General features: G+C 62.1%; 10 protein-coding genes. 4 read left to right on the top strand and 6 right to left on the bottom strand.

The genetic code is table 11. The features are described 5' to 3' along the window. Position 1: 1 nt before the first annotated feature. The 3 genes from LG409_RS14125 to msrP form a co-directional block, all read right to left on the bottom strand. Positions 2-1780, bottom strand: coding sequence for a S8/S53 family peptidase (locus tag LG409_RS14125; protein ID WP_227406945.1), 1779 nt, complete (start codon positions 1778-1780; stop codon positions 2-4). 99 nt (positions 1781-1879) lie between these two features. Then, positions 1880-2497, bottom strand: a complete 618-nt coding sequence (gene msrQ / locus LG409_RS14120; RefSeq protein WP_189463813.1) for a protein-methionine-sulfoxide reductase heme-binding subunit MsrQ — start codon at positions 2495-2497, stop codon at positions 1880-1882. Further along, positions 2497-3513 (bottom strand): protein-methionine-sulfoxide reductase catalytic subunit MsrP, encoded by a 1017-nt coding sequence (gene msrP, locus LG409_RS14115; RefSeq protein WP_039183466.1) that lies wholly within the window; start codon positions 3511-3513, stop codon positions 2497-2499. Before msrP ends, msrQ begins: the two co-directional genes overlap by 1 nt. A gap of 177 nt (positions 3514-3690) precedes the next feature. Here msrP and LG409_RS14110 point away from each other — a divergent pair, with 177 nt between their 5' ends. Then, positions 3691-6132: a GDYXXLXY domain-containing protein gene (locus LG409_RS14110; protein ID WP_227406944.1), complete on the top strand. Its 2442-nt coding sequence runs from the start codon at positions 3691-3693 to the stop codon at positions 6130-6132. Between the two features lie 80 nt (positions 6133-6212). Beyond that, positions 6213-8033 carry a mechanosensitive ion channel family protein gene (locus tag LG409_RS14105; protein WP_227406943.1) on the top strand — a complete coding sequence of 607 codons (1821 nt, stop codon included), beginning with the start codon at positions 6213-6215 and terminating at the stop codon, positions 8031-8033. Positions 8034-8107: 74 nt separating this feature from the next. On the opposite strand, the gene LG409_RS14100 is transcribed toward LG409_RS14105, so the two are convergent. Continuing rightward, entirely contained in the window at positions 8108-11575 is a 3468-nt protein-coding gene (locus tag LG409_RS14100) for an acyl-[ACP]--phospholipid O-acyltransferase (protein ID WP_227406942.1), read from the bottom strand. 163 nt (positions 11576-11738) lie between these two features. Here LG409_RS14100 and LG409_RS14095 point away from each other — a divergent pair, with 163 nt between their 5' ends. Continuing rightward, positions 11739-12584 (top strand): putative RNA methyltransferase, encoded by an 846-nt coding sequence (locus tag LG409_RS14095; protein WP_193460856.1) that lies wholly within the window; start codon positions 11739-11741, stop codon positions 12582-12584. A gap of 104 nt (positions 12585-12688) precedes the next feature. Here LG409_RS14095 and LG409_RS14090 read toward each other — a convergent pair whose 3' ends face one another. Continuing rightward, the gene (locus tag LG409_RS14090) at positions 12689-12895 is read right to left on the bottom strand and encodes a cold-shock protein (RefSeq protein ID WP_009095703.1); all 207 of its coding nucleotides are present in this window, start codon (positions 12893-12895) and stop codon (positions 12689-12691) included. A 222-nt stretch (positions 12896-13117) separates the two neighbouring features. After that, complete coding sequence (locus tag LG409_RS14085; RefSeq protein ID WP_193460855.1) at positions 13118-13333, bottom strand: TIGR02450 family Trp-rich protein; 216 nt, start codon at positions 13331-13333, stop codon at positions 13118-13120. A 219-nt stretch (positions 13334-13552) separates the two neighbouring features. On the opposite strand from LG409_RS14085, the gene LG409_RS14080 reads away from it, so the two are divergent. Beyond that, positions 13553-14821 (top strand): dicarboxylate/amino acid:cation symporter, encoded by a 1269-nt coding sequence (locus tag LG409_RS14080; RefSeq protein WP_193460854.1) that lies wholly within the window; start codon positions 13553-13555, stop codon positions 14819-14821. The last annotated feature ends 25 nt before the right edge of the window (positions 14822-14846 follow it).

Genomic DNA, 14846 nt, shown 5'->3' with positions numbered 1-14846 from the left:
TTCAGCGCTCCCGTGCCAGGCTCTGTACCGTCAGGTCCAGAGCTTTGTACATATCCAGCCTGGCCGAAAGCCCCACGTCGGGATGATTGAGTTCATTGGCGCGCTCGGACGGCAAGATGGGGGCGGTCAGGTCGTCGGCATCCACCGGCTCGAAATCGTACTCCTCACCGATGGTCATGGCGCTGCGCCGTATCAGCATACGCAGCTGTGCAGGCGTCAGCGCAGGGTCGATGGACATCATGGCGGCGACCAGGCCTGCCACCAGCGGGGTGGCGTAAGAGGTGCCGCAGTGGGCGGGGCCTTGCTCGTCTTCTTGCAGGCTTGAACCGCGCACGCAGGCCGCCGCCGTGATATCCACACGCATGTCGATATTCGAGGCATCGCGTTTTTGGGCGTAGCGAGGGTCTTCTACGCTGACGTCCTGGTCGCTGCGCTCATGTCCTCCGACCACGAACAGTTGCTCCGTCACGAACGAAGAGGGCAGGCGATATTCGTCGCGGCTGGAAAACGACGATGCATTGCCCGCAGAGTTCACGACCACCACCTCCGGGTGTTCCCGGCGTAGCCAGAGAAAGAACTCTTCGAGCAGCTCTTCGTAGCCGCTCATGGCGATGCCCGAGCGCACCAGCGAATCGACCTCGTCGCCGTTGATATCGATGGCACCTACCCGATGAATGCCCCAGCTCCAGTTGAGTACGCGCGCCCCGTCCTCCACCAGATTGACCGAAGCGGCGATGTTGGCCGTGATGCCCGCATCGGAGTTGCGTTCCACGATCACGTCGAAACCTGGGCCAACGTCGTCGAGCCCGCGCAGAAAGCCACTGTTACCGCCTTCGTTCCATGCTGCGGCTAGAACGCCTGCCACTGTCGTGCCATGGCCGTCGGGTGTCGCGGCATCGCGGCCGTAGACGCAGGTTCGGCGGGTGTCGGCGCGACAGTCGCCCAGGTAGTCGGCGAAGTCGGGGGCATCGAAGTCCACGTTGCGCTCGATGACGCCAATGCGGATGGGCTGTGTGTCGATATCACTGTCTTGGCCAAGGCGTCGCTGGTAGAAGTTCACCGCATCCAGAAAGCGGTTCGATGCCCACTCCTGGTCGTCCGCCCTGGGCGGCGCGTCGGCTTCACGCTCAACGCTCTCTTCCGCGCCAGACTCTTCGATGACCACGGTATCCACGCTCACTTCGTTACCGAGCCGCAGTACCAGGGCATCGCGCTCTTCCAGGTCGTCGGCGGGTAACCGGAGCTGGTAGGTGTTGAGAGGCGGGATCATCCCGACCACTTCGGCCCCATACTTTTCCGCTAACCGCTGGGCTTCTTCGGCACCCTCGTGGCTCTCTTCGATGATCAGACTGACCAGATCGACGTAGGTGGTGATGCCATCCATGTTCTCGGCCACCTCCTGCGCGGTGGCCGCCACGACGTGGCTGGCCTTGAGGCTGACCCAGACAGGGTTGCTGGATTGGTCGTCTTGTTCCAGCCAGAGCGGGCCGCTTTGCACCTCATCCGCCTCCAGGCGGATACGCACCTCTCCCTCGTTCTCGTTCGCGTCATAGCGAAGCTGGCTCTGGGGAATGGACTCCCCGTTCAGCTTGGCTTGGAAATCCGAATGGTCGAGCCCTTTTACGATCAGGCAAAACTCCTGATGCGACGTGGCCAGAAGGTCGCCACAGCGCTGTAGCTGCTCCACACGAAGAGGCTGTTCTGCGGCAGCGCCGTGTGCCATGCAGAGAAGGAGCAGCGCAGGAATCCGCCGCGCCATGCTTCGATAGTCGACTGCCATGTCGTTGACTCCATGCTGGATACGGTGGGTAGCACGCAGCATAACCGTATGCGATGAACAGAACATGAACCTGTTTCTACGTGGGGGGGGATTACCTCATCAGCGGCTGAACCGAACACGCAGCTTGGGCAGCGTGCGTGCCACTGGCGGCAGGCGGGTCGCCATGATCAGAGCGGAAACGGCGGCATACACGGCCCATTCGCGCAGGTCGGCGCGTACCACCCAGAAGAAGTGCAGCAGTACCAGGGCGAGGATGACGTAGGCAAACTTGTGCAGGGGCTTCCAGCGTTTACCCAGCCGCTGCATCGACCAGCGGTTGGAGGTTGCTCCCAGCACGGCCAGCCCCAGCAGGGCGATCATGCCCACCACGATGTAGGGCCGCTTGACCAGCTCACTGCCCAGCAGGGCCCAGTTCAGCCCCAGAATGAACAGGGCATAGCTCAGCAGGTGAAGGGTCGCGTAAGCGAGGGTCCACAGCCCCAACTGCCGCCGGATCAGGTTGAAGCCTTTCCAGCGGGTGAGCTTGGTCAGCGGGGTCAGGCTCAGGGTCATCAGCAATAGCCAAAGCGCGCCAATGCCCAGGTTCAGTAGCAGGTAGCGCCCGGGTTCCGGGCCAGCGGCGTTGCTGGCCACCTGACCGCTCCAGTACAGCAGGGGGGCCAGCGCGGCCAGGAACACGCCGCCGCGCCATAGCCACCAGGTGCGTGGTGTGGCCATCAGTAGTTGGCTCTCAAGTCCAGGCCGGCATACAGCTCGGCCACTTCGTCGGCGTAGCCGTTGAACATCAGGGTGTCCATGGTATTGGGGCTGAACAGGCTGTTGGGCAGGCGGCGTTCGGTTGCCTGGCTCCAGCGGGGGTGATCCACTTCCGGGTTGACGTTGGCATAGAAGCCGTACTCGTTGGGGGCAATCAGCTGCCAGGAGTTCATCGGCTGCTCTTCGACCAGCGAAATGCGCACGATCGACTTGATGCTCTTGAACCCGTACTTCCAGGGCACCACCAGGCGCAGCGGTGCGCCGTTCTGGTTGGGCAGTTCGCGGCCATACATGCCCAGCGCCATCAGGGTCAGCGGGTGCATGGCTTCATCCATGCGCAGGCCCTCTACGTAAGGCCAGTCGATCAGCGAAAACGACGAGCGCTGGCCAGGCATCTGCTCTGGGTCCACCAGGGTTTCGAAGCGCACGTACTTGGCTTTGCTGGTGGGCTCGGCGCGGGTGATGATGTCGGCCAGCGGAATGCCCAGCCAGGGAATGACCATCGACCACGCCTCCACGCAGCGCAAGCGGTAGATGCGCTCTTCGAACCGGGTAGGGCTGACGAGGTCTTCCAGCGCAAAGCGACCGCCGTTGTTCACCTCGCCATCGACCACCACGCTCCAGGGTTCGGTTTTTAAACTGCCAGCCCGGCGGGCGGGGTCGGTTTTTCCGGTGCCGAACTCATAAAAGTTGTTATAGCCGCTGGCATCGTCGAAGGGGGTGAGAGTGTCTGTGTCGGGGTCGCTGGGGGTCACGGCTCCCCACTGGGTATCGCCGATCTTTTGCTGTAGCCACTCTGGGCCGCTGCCTGCTGGCACATCCGAATAGTCTGCATTGGCGCGGGCGTGCCCCGACAGCGCAAGCCCAGCTCCCAGCCCCGCCATGCCGCCCATGAATTGTCGGCGCGACAGATAGATGGATTCCGGGGTGACATCCGATTCTTTCAAATCACTGGGCTTGGCAATTTTTATCAGCATGGGGGAGCCTCTGCGTAGAAGAACATGTCCAAGGTGCAGGAAGAGCGTCACCTTTGACGATGGAGGAGAGGAGAAGTTCTCCACTTCTTTGTCAGTGTATAACCTTTATATCGCTATGGCGCTGTCAGGCGTCATGTCTTACTGGCCAAGGCCTTGGCCCCTGTGGACTCCATGCGTATGCCTTCAAGAGTTGATGAGCAGAACCCACTGAGCTACCCAACGAGCGCGGACTGGCACCAGCTGTTCATGCGGCTGCTGCCTTGGCTGGCTTGCCTGGCCCTTGCCGGTGCGCTGCTGTTTTTCGTGGCCTACCACTGGGCCGGCATGGGACGCTGGGCGCGGCTGGGCTTGCTGCAAGCCGTGCTGTTGCTGGCCGTGGGCATGGCGCTGTGGCAGGCCCGGCGGCCCAGGGGCAGGCAGTTGGCGCTATGCATGGCGGTGTGCGTGGTGGGTGTGCTGCTGGCGCTGATCGGGCAGGTGTATCAGACCGGGGCAGACCCGTGGCAACTGTTTGCGGGTTGGGCGGTATTGGCCCTGCCCTGGGTCGTCATGGCCCGCCTGAGCGGGCTGTGGCTGCTGTGGTGGGGGCTGGTGAACATGGCCGTCTGGCTCTATGCCAGCGTTTGGGGGTTATGGGGGGCGTTGGAATGGCCTCAGGTGGCGGGCCTGTGGGGACTGGCGGTGGTCAATAGCGTGGCGCTGGCCGGTTGGGAGTGGGGCGTGCAGCGGCGGGGCTGGCCAGCGGGCTGGGCGCTGCGCGTGCTGGCGTTGGGCAGCGGGGTGCCGGTGACCCTGCTGATGATGCACTGGCTGTCGGGCGCGTTGACCCACGCTTATCTGCCTGTGGCCGTATATGGCACCTGGCTGGCGCTGCTGTACGGGGTATATCGCTACCTTCGCCTGGAGTTGTTCATGCTGGCGGGAGGGTGCCTGTCGGTGATGGTGCTGGTCCTGTGGCTGATGGCACGTTATTGGCTGTCGAGTGACGGCTACGCGATTGGCCTGCTGATGATGGCCGTTGCCGTCACCGCGATAGGCATGTTGAGCGTGGCCTGGTTGAAGCGCATGGCGGGAGAAGGCCCGCTGCCATGGCTGCTGAGAGGTGTACAGGCCGTGGCCGGGTGGCTGGCCGCGCTGTGTTTGCTGGGGTTCGTGGCAACGCTGTTGGTGGCCGTCATCGACAGCGGCCCCCTGACGCTGATGATGGGGCTGGGCTGCCTTGGGCTTGGCTTTATCGTGCTACGGAAAATGCGCTCGCACGACGTGATGACGCATCTGGCGCTGGTCTTCAGCCTGACAGGGCAGTTTCTGGTGGCGTGGGCGTTGCTGGCGAGTAGTTGGGGAGCTGGCTCGGAGGGTGGTTGGAACAGTGCCTGGAAGAGCGTCTGGCTACTGTGGATGCTGCAGGTCGGCCTGGCCGTGGTGATGCCCAGCGCGTTGCACCGTTTCGTGGCGACGTTGCTGGCCTGTATAGCGCTGTATATGGCTCTGGCACTCCACGGTATGGGAGCTGCCGCCAGCGGCCTGATCCTGTTGGCGGTGGTCAGCGTTTGGCATGGGTATTCGTGGGGGCGTGGCCACCCGGAGGCGATGCACGCCTGGGGGCTGGGCTTGCTGATGGGCCTGATGGCCGTGCAAGGCGTGCTATACGCCCTGGCGCCCAGCGGGCTGGATAGCCTGCTGGGTACGGCGCCCCGTTGGCCAGGGCTGGTGCGCGGTGTCACGACCCTGCTGGCAGGGGGCGCCCTGCTGTGGGTGGTACATCGTGCGCTCACCGCGTGTGCCGTGCCCCCCGCTTCACGCAGGCTTGCCTATGCCGCTGCGTTGTTCACGGCTGGGGTGGCCTTCTACGTGCCGGGGCTGAGCGCCGGGCTGGCGCTGTTGTTGCTCGGATACGCCCTGGGTCAGCGGCTGGTGTTGGGCGCAGGCGTGGTGCTCTGGCTGGTGGCACTGGGGCACTATTACTACTGGCTGGACCTGTCGCTACTGGCCAAATCCGGGCTACTGCTGTTACTGGGAATAGCGGTGTTGGGGGCGCGTGGACTGCTGGCGAGGCGCGCACACGAGGCTGCCTTCAGACCACAGGAGCACCGTGCCCGTGCCAGTCGCTTCCGCTGGGCGCTGGTGCTCTCCACGCTGCTGGTGCTGGCGGCCGTCAATGTTGCGATCTGGCAGAAGGAGCGCCACCTGGCCGAAGGCGAAATCGTCTACCTGGCGCTGGCACCGGTGGACCCGCGTTCCTTGATGCAGGGCGATTACATGGCGCTCGACTTTGCGCTGGCCCAGCGGTTGCGGCAGGTGCTTTACGAGGATCACTCCCAGGCACTTCCTGACGCCCTGAATGGCGAGGTCGTGGTGCGTCTGGACGATGCGCAGGTCGCTCGTTTTCAGCGCCTGGACGATGGCTCACCCTTGGCCAGTGACGAGCGCCGTCTGGCGTTTCGCCTGCGTCATGGGCAGGTGCGCTTTGCCACCGACGCCTTCTTCTTTCAGGAGGGTCATGCCGAGCGCTACGAAGCGGCGCACTATGGCCAGTTCCGGGTAAATGCCCAAGGGGCGCTACTGCTGACGGGGCTTTATGATGAGGCGTTGCAGCGCCTGGGAGGGTTGGCACAGTGATCGCCCGCCGGGGCGTGACTTGCCTCACAGGCTAACGTGGTCTGTACTTGGTCCAACCATAAGCACGGATAGAGGCGAGAATGACGAAAGCACACGGATGGCGATACTGGCTAGTACTGCTGGTAGGGCTATGTTTCTCGCACATGGGCCTGGCGCAGAGCCAAGGCGACGAAAGCGAAGATGAGCGCTGGTTCACCGCAGACACGCTGAATGCCGGACTGGGCGAAGCGCCGGAAGAGGTCAAGCGGCTATCGCCCAGGGAGGCGATTCGCAGCTTCCTGACGCTCACCGAGGAGGGGGACTACGCGGCCGCCGCGCATCTGCTCAACCTGGCGGATATCGACTCGGGTGAGCAGCCCGGCCGGGGGGCCGAACTGGCCGAGCAGCTGGCCGAAGTATTGCGGCGCGGCGAGTGGCTCAACGCCTCCAACTTGTCCGGGCGTCAGGATGCGGCCATTGAAGACCCGTCCGGCCAGAACCCGATGACAGGCCAACCCCGACGTAATATCGAGCTGGCCTCGTTGCAGATCAATGGCGATGCGTACGATGTGCGCCTGGGCCGTTACCGCATCCCCGATGAAGACCCCGTGTGGCTGGTGATGCCGGAGAGTGTGTCAGCGATTCCCGAGCTGTATGAAGAGTACGGGCCTTCGGTGATCGAGCAGTATATCCCCGAACGGTTCAAGACCTCGTTCGGCATGCTGAAGGTATGGGAGTGGCTGGCCATTCCGCTGTTTTTGCTGACGGTGAGCGGAGTGGGCGTCGTGGCCTACTATGCCGTGAGGCTCGTGGCGCGCCTGTTGCCCTCCGGCGTGTCGACCATCTTCGCCGACCAGATCGGGGTGCCCGTTGCGCTGATCGTGATGGCGCTGTTCACTCAGGCACTGCTGGATTACGTGGTGTCGTTTTCCGCCGTGGCCACTACCACCTTCCGGGTATTGCTGATTGCCGTGATGGCCTGGGGCGCGGGCACCATCGCGCTACGCCTGGTGGATACCATCATGCTGCGCATGACGCGTCGCCTGGTGGGGGAAATCGACGATACCAAGCCCCGCGACAAGCGCCGTCTGCTGACCAGCCTGTACGCCTTGCGGCGTGGCATCATTCTGGTCACGGTGGTGTCGGTATCGGTGTACGTGCTGGGGCAGATCAAGCTGTTCGAATCCCTGGGCCTTTCGCTGCTGGCCTCGGCCAGCGTACTGGCCGTGCTGGTGGGCATTGCGGGCCAGGCGGTGCTGGGCAACATTCTCTCCTCTTTTCAGCTTTCGCTGGCCAAGCCGGTGCGCATCGGTGACCTGGTGATCTTCGAGGGCCAGTGGTGCTACGTAGAGGGTATCTTCTATACCTTCATCCGCCTGCGCTCCTGGGATGAGCGTCGCTTGATCGTGCCGGTGACCTACTTCATCTCGAAGCCTTTCGAGAACCTGTCGGTCAAAAGTGCCAAGATGTATCGCTTTCTGGAGCTGACGCTGCACTTGAGTGCCGACATCTCCAAAATTCGTGAAAAGTTTATCGAGTTTGCCGAGGCCGAAGAGTCCGTGGTCGAGCACCACAAGCTGCTGTGCTACGTCACAGGCCAAACGGCACATGCGCAGAGCGTCACCTGCTACCTGATGACCTCCGACCCGCTATCGGGCTGGACCGCCGAAATGAACATCCGCGAGCAGCTCATGGCCTACATCCGCGATGAGCACCCCGAATGGTGGCCCCGCGAGGTCATGGTCATCAGCCACCACGACGTGGCCAAGGGCCACGGCCAGCGCTCGGGAACCACGTCGAGCGCCCGCCAGGAAACCCATGAACGCACCCCCCGCGGGCCCGGCGAAGGCAGCAGCGACAACCGCGTAGACGCCAGCAGCGAAAGCAGCGCAGAAACCGGAGGCAACAGCGCACCCGACTAGGGGCGCATTTGCCTGTGCCTGTGTCTGTGAAAGTCCTTGCCGTTTGCCCCTCTAGTCGGCCGCGCTATTGAGTATCAAGGCTCACTGAGCTGCTGCTCTGCCAACCGTTTGGCGCCTGCGAAGTCGGCTTTGCCGGAGCCGAGGCGGGGCAGGGCAGCCGTCGTGAGCCAGTGGTCTGGAATCATCAGGTTGGGGGTGCCTTGGCTGCGCATGGCCGAGGCGGTTGCCTGGCGGTCCAGGGGTGTTTCCGATAGCAGTACCAGCCGCTCGCCTTTGCGTGCGTCGGGTAGGCTGACTGCCATCAAGGGGGTGTCGGCCTCTTCGAGGGCTGCGCGGACGGCGTTTTCCACGGCGGTCAGGCTGACCATCTCTCCGGCGATCTTGGCAAAGCGCGTGTAGCGGTCGATGAGGGTCAAGAAGCCGTCTTCGTCCATGTATCCTTTATCACCCGTGACGTACCACCGTTGCCCATCCAGCGTCTTGAGCGCCGAGGCAGTGCGTTCGGGGTCATGGAGGTAGCCCTGCATGACCTGAGGGCCACTGACGATCACCATACCGGCTTGCCCGGTGGGCAGTTCATCCAGGCTTTCTGGGTCGACCACTTTCACGCTGGTGCCCGGCAGCGGCATGCCCACCGTGCCCGGCTGATGCCCTTTTTGCAGCGGCTGCGAACGGGAGCCCAGCGTGTCGGGCAAGTTGACCGAGACCACCGGAGCGGTTTCGGTGGCCCCGTAACCTTCATAAATGGGCTTGCCGAACTTGGCCATGAAGCCTTCTCGCACGCGCTCATCCAGCTTCTCGGCACCGGCGACCACGATGCGCAGGCTGTGCAACTGCTCGGCTTGCACTTTGGGGTGACGGCTGAACAGCCGCAGCAGGCTGGAGGTGCCGAACATGATGGTGGCCTGGTGCTGGCTGACGGCCTTGGCAACCCCGGATACGTCGGTCGGGTCGGCGTGGCAGACCAGGGGCAGCCCTTCCACCAGTGGCAGCAGCTGAGTCACCGTGAACCCAAACGCATGAAATGTCGGCAGCGAGGCCATCACCACATCGTCGTGCTGGGTGTTCAGTACGTCGGAGGTTTGCTTGATATTGGCCATCAGGTTGCGGTGGCTGAGCATGACGCCCTTGGGCATCCCTTCGCTGCCGCTGGAGAACAGGATGGCCGCCGTGGCGCGGGCATCCTGTGCGCGGCAGAAGAGCGTTTGCAGCAGCCAACCGGGGAGGCAGTGAACGGCTAGCCAGGTCATCAGCCGCTCCCGGCGCGTCATGCTGGCCTGCAGGTCTTCCAGGTAAAGAACGCGAAGGCTGGCCAACAGCGGTGTGACGTCGAGGCCGCGCTGCTCCAGCCTGGTGACAAACCGCCGGGAGGTGAGCAGCGTGCGTACCTCTGCCTGCTGAAGTGCAAAGGCCAGTGCTTCCTGGCTGGCCGTATAGTTCAGGTTGACCAGCGTTTTTCCCGCCAACAGCGTCGCCATATTGGCCAATACCCCCGCCGAGCTGGTGGGCAGCAACACCCCGACGACGGGCTCCTGGGCACTGTGGCGCATCAGACGCTTGGCGATCAACAGGCTGCCCGTGAGCGCCTGGCCGGCACTCAATGCGCTACCCAACGTATCTGCCACGGCAGGCGCGCCGGGGCGGCGTTTGACGCTTTTGATCCAGGCGCAGGGCAGGCTGGGCAAGGTATCCATGGCGTGCAGCCAGGAGTGGGTGGCCTGTTCGAAAATGCGCCGCTTGAGCACATCGGCGGAGGTGTCTTTCGGCAGCGGCTTGCCAAAGGCGACCACCACGGAGCGGTGCAGCGGCGCGTTGCGCAGCTCCTTCAGCTTGCTGGAGGAGCGGGAGAACTGACTGCCCCACAGCCCGCGCAGATAGAAGGGCACGATGCACACACTCGGGTCGGCCTGCTGGCAGGCGCGCTGGTAGCCTCGGCGCAGCTCGCCCAGTTGGCCGTTATAGCTGATGGCACCCTCTGGAAACAGGCACACGACCTCGCCTGCATTGAGCATGTTGGCCACTTTGGCCAGCGCAATGTCGGCCTGCTCGCCGCGTTCGATGGGGATGCAGCCCAGGGCCTTGAAAAACCAGCGCAGGTACCAGCGTTGATAAATGGAGCGCAGCATCACGAAGCGCACGGGGCGTGGGCTGGCAATCTGCACCATGGCCCAGTCGATCCAGCTGATATGGTTGCCCAGCAGCAGCACGCCCCCCTGGGCAGGCAGGTTCTCCAGGCCATGCACTTCAACCCGGTAGCGGCGGGTGAGCAGAAACCCCAATACGAAGCGCACCAGGCTCTGCGGCAGTTTCAAGATAGTGTAAGCGCCGCCCGCCATGGCAACGCTGGCAATCAACAGCAGCAGATAGTGGCTATCGACCCCTGCCAGAGCGAACAGCGCGGTAAGCGCCAGAAAGCCCAGCATGGCCAGGTTCTGGATCCAGTTATTAGCGGCCATCACGGTGCCCAACTGGTGGTCGGCTGCATGGAACTGAATCAGCGCGTTCAGCGGTACGATGAACAGTCCGCCCATGATGCCGATGAACACGAAGTTCAACGCCTGGCTGGTGGGCGTCGTGAACAGGGGCAGGCACCACAGGCCGATGGCGACCCCAACGGCTCCCACCGGAATCAGCCCGGTTTCGATGCGGTTGCGGGACAGCGAGCTGGCCAGCAGCGACCCCAGCGCAATCCCGATCCCGCTGGCGGCCAGGATGGCTTGCAGCACCAGCGTGTTATCGATGGAAAGCGCATCCTTGGCATAGGACGGAAAGGCGGCCAGCAGCACCTGGCCCACCGACCAGAACGTGGCCAGGCCGATGATCGACAACCGCAGTACGGGCTGCTGGGCAATCAGTCGCAGGTTTTCCCTGAGGGCGGTGCCGCTGCGGTAGCGCGCCCAGGTCAAGGGGGTGGGCGCGGGGCGCGGTGGGTCCAGCGGCAAGCGGTACAGAGCGACCACCTGCAGGACGCTGTTGAGGACCAGCAGCCAACCCAACGGGGCAATGTGGCGCAGCAGCTCGTCAGGGGAGCCGCCGCCCGCAGGCACCCAGTATTCGAACAGCGCGGTAAAGGCCACGGTGCCTGCCAGTATCGCGGCGATGGTGACGGCTTGCACCAGCCCATTGGCCTCGGCCAAACGTGGCTTGCCAAACAGCCCTTTCACCAACCCGTACTTGGCAGGGGAGTAGAAGGCCGACTGAATGGCCAGCAGCAGCGTCATGGCAAACGCCAGCCAGAACCAGCCCTGGTAGTAAGCCGCCGTGATACCGAGCGACACCGCCACGGCCGCCCAGGCCGAGACGCGCAGCACGCTGACGCGGGGGATCCGGTCGGAAAGATGGCCCGCAGGGCTGAACAGCAGAATGAACGGCAGCAGAATCAGGCCATTCACCAGCGCCGTCAGCACCACCTGTTGCGTACCGTCGTAGCTTTTGAAAATCGTGTTCTGGATAACGATCTTGTGCCCTAGATCCACAAACGCATTGAGGAAAATGGCCATCAGGTAGGGCCAAGCGCCCGCGCTGCGCAGCAATGCTTGCATGGTGTCTCGCCTTGTTTGCCGGATGCTTGATACACCTGCGTGCATTGTGTTGTGCGGGCTTTCCGGTATCGTGGTCGGTTTTGAAACTGATCGTCTTGCAGGGTGATGCAGTATAGCGTGCTTGCGCATACGCTCGACAAGGCTGCCAAGAGAATCCCCATTGATGAATAGCACCCCCTTTCAGGCGTTGGCCTGCCCGCTCGATGGCGAACCGCTCTATCTGGAAGGCAATACGTGGCGATGTGCCGCCCGCCACGCTTTCGATGTGGCCAGACAGGGGTATGTGAACCTGCTGCCGGTGCAGCAGAAGCGCTCGACGGACCCTGGCGATAGCAAGCCCATGGTGGCTGCCCGCCAGCGTTTTCTGGCGGCGGGGCATTATCGGCCGATTGCCGAGTCGGTGAGCGAGATCCTCCAGCGCCATGCGCATGGGCAGGAGGCGTATCACTGCCTGGATGCGGGGTGTGGCGAGGGGTACTACCTGCGTGAACTGGCGGGGCGATGGCCTGCCGAACAGTCGCTGGCGCTGATGGGGTTGGATATTTCCAAGTGGGCGGTGCTGGCGGCTGCCAGGCAGGGGGCCGAGACGTGCCGTTGGGTGGTGGGAAGCAATGCGCAGCTGCCGGTACAGTCTGCCACGCTGGACAGCGTGCTGTGCCTGTTCGGCTTTCCGGTGCATGCGGAGTTTGCGCGGGTGCTCAAGCCGGGTGGGCAGCTGCTGCAGGTGGAAGCGGGGCCTGAGCATTTGCGAGAGCTGCGTGAAGTCATCTACCTGACCCTGAAGCCCGCCCGTGAAAAGTCTCCCGAGATGCCCGCAGGCTTTGTGGCGCATTCAGCGCATGAGCTGCGCTATGTGGTCACTTTGAAGGGGGCCGAGTCGATTGGCGATTTGCTGGCCATGACGCCTCACCTTTACCGCGCCAGTGCCGAAGGCCGTGAGCGAGCGGCGAATCTGGAGGCGCTGTCGTTGACCGTGGATGCACGACTCATCGTCTGGGAGCGAGTGTAGTTTGCAGATGACGCTCAAACGCAAAAAGGCCCGCCGAAGCGGGCCTTTCTGGTGGAACCCATCACACGAGGCGTGGGTTCCAGCAAATGCTCAAGTCCGAAGACTTAGGAGATTTGCTTGATGTTAGAAGCCTGCAGGCCTTTTTTACCCTGGGTAACGTCGAAAGAGACGTTAGCGCCTTCTTGCAGGGTTTTGAAGCCGTCAGACTGGATTTCGGAGAAGTGTGCAAACAGATCGTCGCCACCGTCAGAAGGAGCGATGAAACCGAAGCCTTTGGTGTCGTTAAACCATTTAACTGTGCCAGTTGCCATTGTGTAGATCCTTTGCGCTGATGCGCCTTAATAAAATTCCTGGTATGACCCAGATGAAGTAGCGGGTGAAACAAGGAATACAATATTCAGGCTAACGAAAAAGATCGTACGCAACTGAAACCATGCTGCTTGCTTACTAACCAACTGACGCTACAGTGTCATGCTTGCGCTGCCGGGTCAAAGCCTTTCGTGATTATTTTTTGAGTCTTGCCATGGGAAGCGCTATTTCCAGCCCATTTTCCACGTCTGGTCATCCTTGAGCGCCTGCCAGGGCAGCGTGGTTTCACGGTGGGAATGCACGGCTTCCAGCACGACATCGACGACCTGCTCTGCCTCGTCGCGCAGCAGTTGGGTCACGATGAAATGTTTTTCCTTGTTGCAAGGCGTGACCGCGGTCCATTTGCTGTGGTGTAGCTTGTTGGGGTTGATGCTGTTCATGGGAGCTCCGGCAATCGAAGAGAAAACCTGTGGCGTGGCTAGGGTGGTGGAGAACGGGGCCTTCATGCGCGTTGTAAAATGAGGCCCATGCGCCATGCTAAGCTAGGCCACGTCATGATGTTGCGACGCACGATGTAGACCGCTGATTTCTATCGCTGATTCCTACCAACGATTCACACCCACTATTTACATCAACCATTTACACCAACAGGGCACTCAATGAAATATCTATGGAAGCGCTATCTTCAGGCGTCGCTTATTTTACGCGTGACCATTGCGCTGGTTCTGGGCGTGCTGGTCGGCCTGGTGGGCGGCGAGTGGGTCGCCACATGGCTAGGCCCGGTCGGGGATTTGCTGCTGCGTCTGTTGACCTTTCTCATTGTGCCCATCGTGCTGTTCACGCTCATGGTGGGGGTGAATCAATCGCGTGAGGGGAGCGCCGGTCGGGTAGGGGGCAAGGTGTTCTTCTACTATTTGGGGTCCTCCGCCTTGGCGATCATGGTGGGCTTGAGCGTGGCGACGCTGTTCAGTCCTGGCAGCGGCATGACGCTGAATGATAGTGCGAGCTTTTCGGTTCCCGAGAGCCCTGGCGTGGTCGATGCTTTGCTGAACATCGTGCCCAGAAATATCGTGACGGCTTTTGCCGAGCTGAACATGCTGGGCATCATTTTTACCGCCTTGGTCTTTGGCATTGCCCTGCTGAAGTTGCGCCAATCCGAGCAACAGCATGCGCTGGGAGAACAGCTTTATCAGGTGATCGAAGGGCTGAACGAAGTCACCCTCAAGGTCATGGCTGGCGTGCTGCATTTCGTACCGATAGGGGTCTTTGCCATTGTCGCCAAGACGGTCAGCCAGCAGGGAATGGCAACCCTGGTATCGCTGGGGGATATGGTGATGGTGCTCTATATCGCCCTGGGGGTACAGCTGCTGATTTATTGCCTGATCATGATGCTTTTCGGAGTGAAGTTACGCACCTTCTTTCGTGAGGCGCGCACGCCCATGGCGACTGCTTTTGCGACGCAAAGCAGTGCAGGCACGCTACCCTTGACCATCAATGCAGCCCAACGCATGGGCATCCCGAAAAGCATCTATGGCTTCAGCTTGCCGCTTGGGGCAACGCTGAACATGGATGGCGCGGCAATTCGTATTGCCATTTCGGCGGTGTTTGCCGCCAACGTCATTGGTGCCCCGCTCGATTTCATGAGCATGGCCCAGATCGTGCTGATCGGCACGTTAGTGACCGTCGGGACGGCGGGTGTGCCCGGGGCGGGTATCATCATGATCGCGACGGTATTTGCTCAAGTGGGCCTGCCCATTGAAACCGTGGCGCTATTGACGGCAATCGATGCGTTGGTCGGCATGGGGGCCACGGCACTGAACGTGACGGGAGACCTGGTCGGCTCGTCCGTGATCAGCCGCAGTGAAGGGAACGACCTGAGCGAAGCGCCACCCGAAACGGATAGCCCCGCTGTTAACAAGCAGGCATGACCTTCGGAAAGAACCTCTGGAAAGA

Source organism: Halomonas sp. NyZ770, assembly GCF_020616575.1.
GTDB classification, from domain to species: Bacteria; Pseudomonadota; Gammaproteobacteria; order Pseudomonadales; family Halomonadaceae; genus Vreelandella; species Vreelandella hamiltonii.
This window is presented reverse-complemented; position numbering and strand designations above follow the sequence as displayed.

Excerpts from the sequence above, each read along its gene's own strand:
- LG409_RS14125 (WP_227406945.1), bottom strand. The coding sequence starts at position 1,780 with ATGGCAGTCGACTATCGAAGCATGGCGCGGCGGATTCCTGCGCTGCTC.
- msrQ (WP_189463813.1), bottom strand. The coding sequence starts at position 2,497 with ATGGCCACACCACGCACCTGGTGGCTATGGCGCGGCGGCGTGTTCCTG.
- msrP (WP_039183466.1), bottom strand. The coding sequence starts at position 3,513 with ATGCTGATAAAAATTGCCAAGCCCAGTGATTTGAAAGAATCGGATGTC.
- LG409_RS14110 (WP_227406944.1), top strand. The coding sequence starts at position 3,691 with ATGCCTTCAAGAGTTGATGAGCAGAACCCACTGAGCTACCCAACGAGC.
- LG409_RS14105 (WP_227406943.1), top strand. The coding sequence starts at position 6,213 with ATGACGAAAGCACACGGATGGCGATACTGGCTAGTACTGCTGGTAGGG.
- LG409_RS14100 (WP_227406942.1), bottom strand. The coding sequence starts at position 11,575 with ATGCAAGCATTGCTGCGCAGCGCGGGCGCTTGGCCCTACCTGATGGCC.
- LG409_RS14095 (WP_193460856.1), top strand. The coding sequence starts at position 11,739 with ATGAATAGCACCCCCTTTCAGGCGTTGGCCTGCCCGCTCGATGGCGAA.
- LG409_RS14090 (WP_009095703.1), bottom strand. The coding sequence starts at position 12,895 with ATGGCAACTGGCACAGTTAAATGGTTTAACGACACCAAAGGCTTCGGT.
- LG409_RS14085 (WP_193460855.1), bottom strand. The coding sequence starts at position 13,333 with ATGAACAGCATCAACCCCAACAAGCTACACCACAGCAAATGGACCGCG.
- LG409_RS14080 (WP_193460854.1), top strand. The coding sequence starts at position 13,553 with ATGAAATATCTATGGAAGCGCTATCTTCAGGCGTCGCTTATTTTACGC.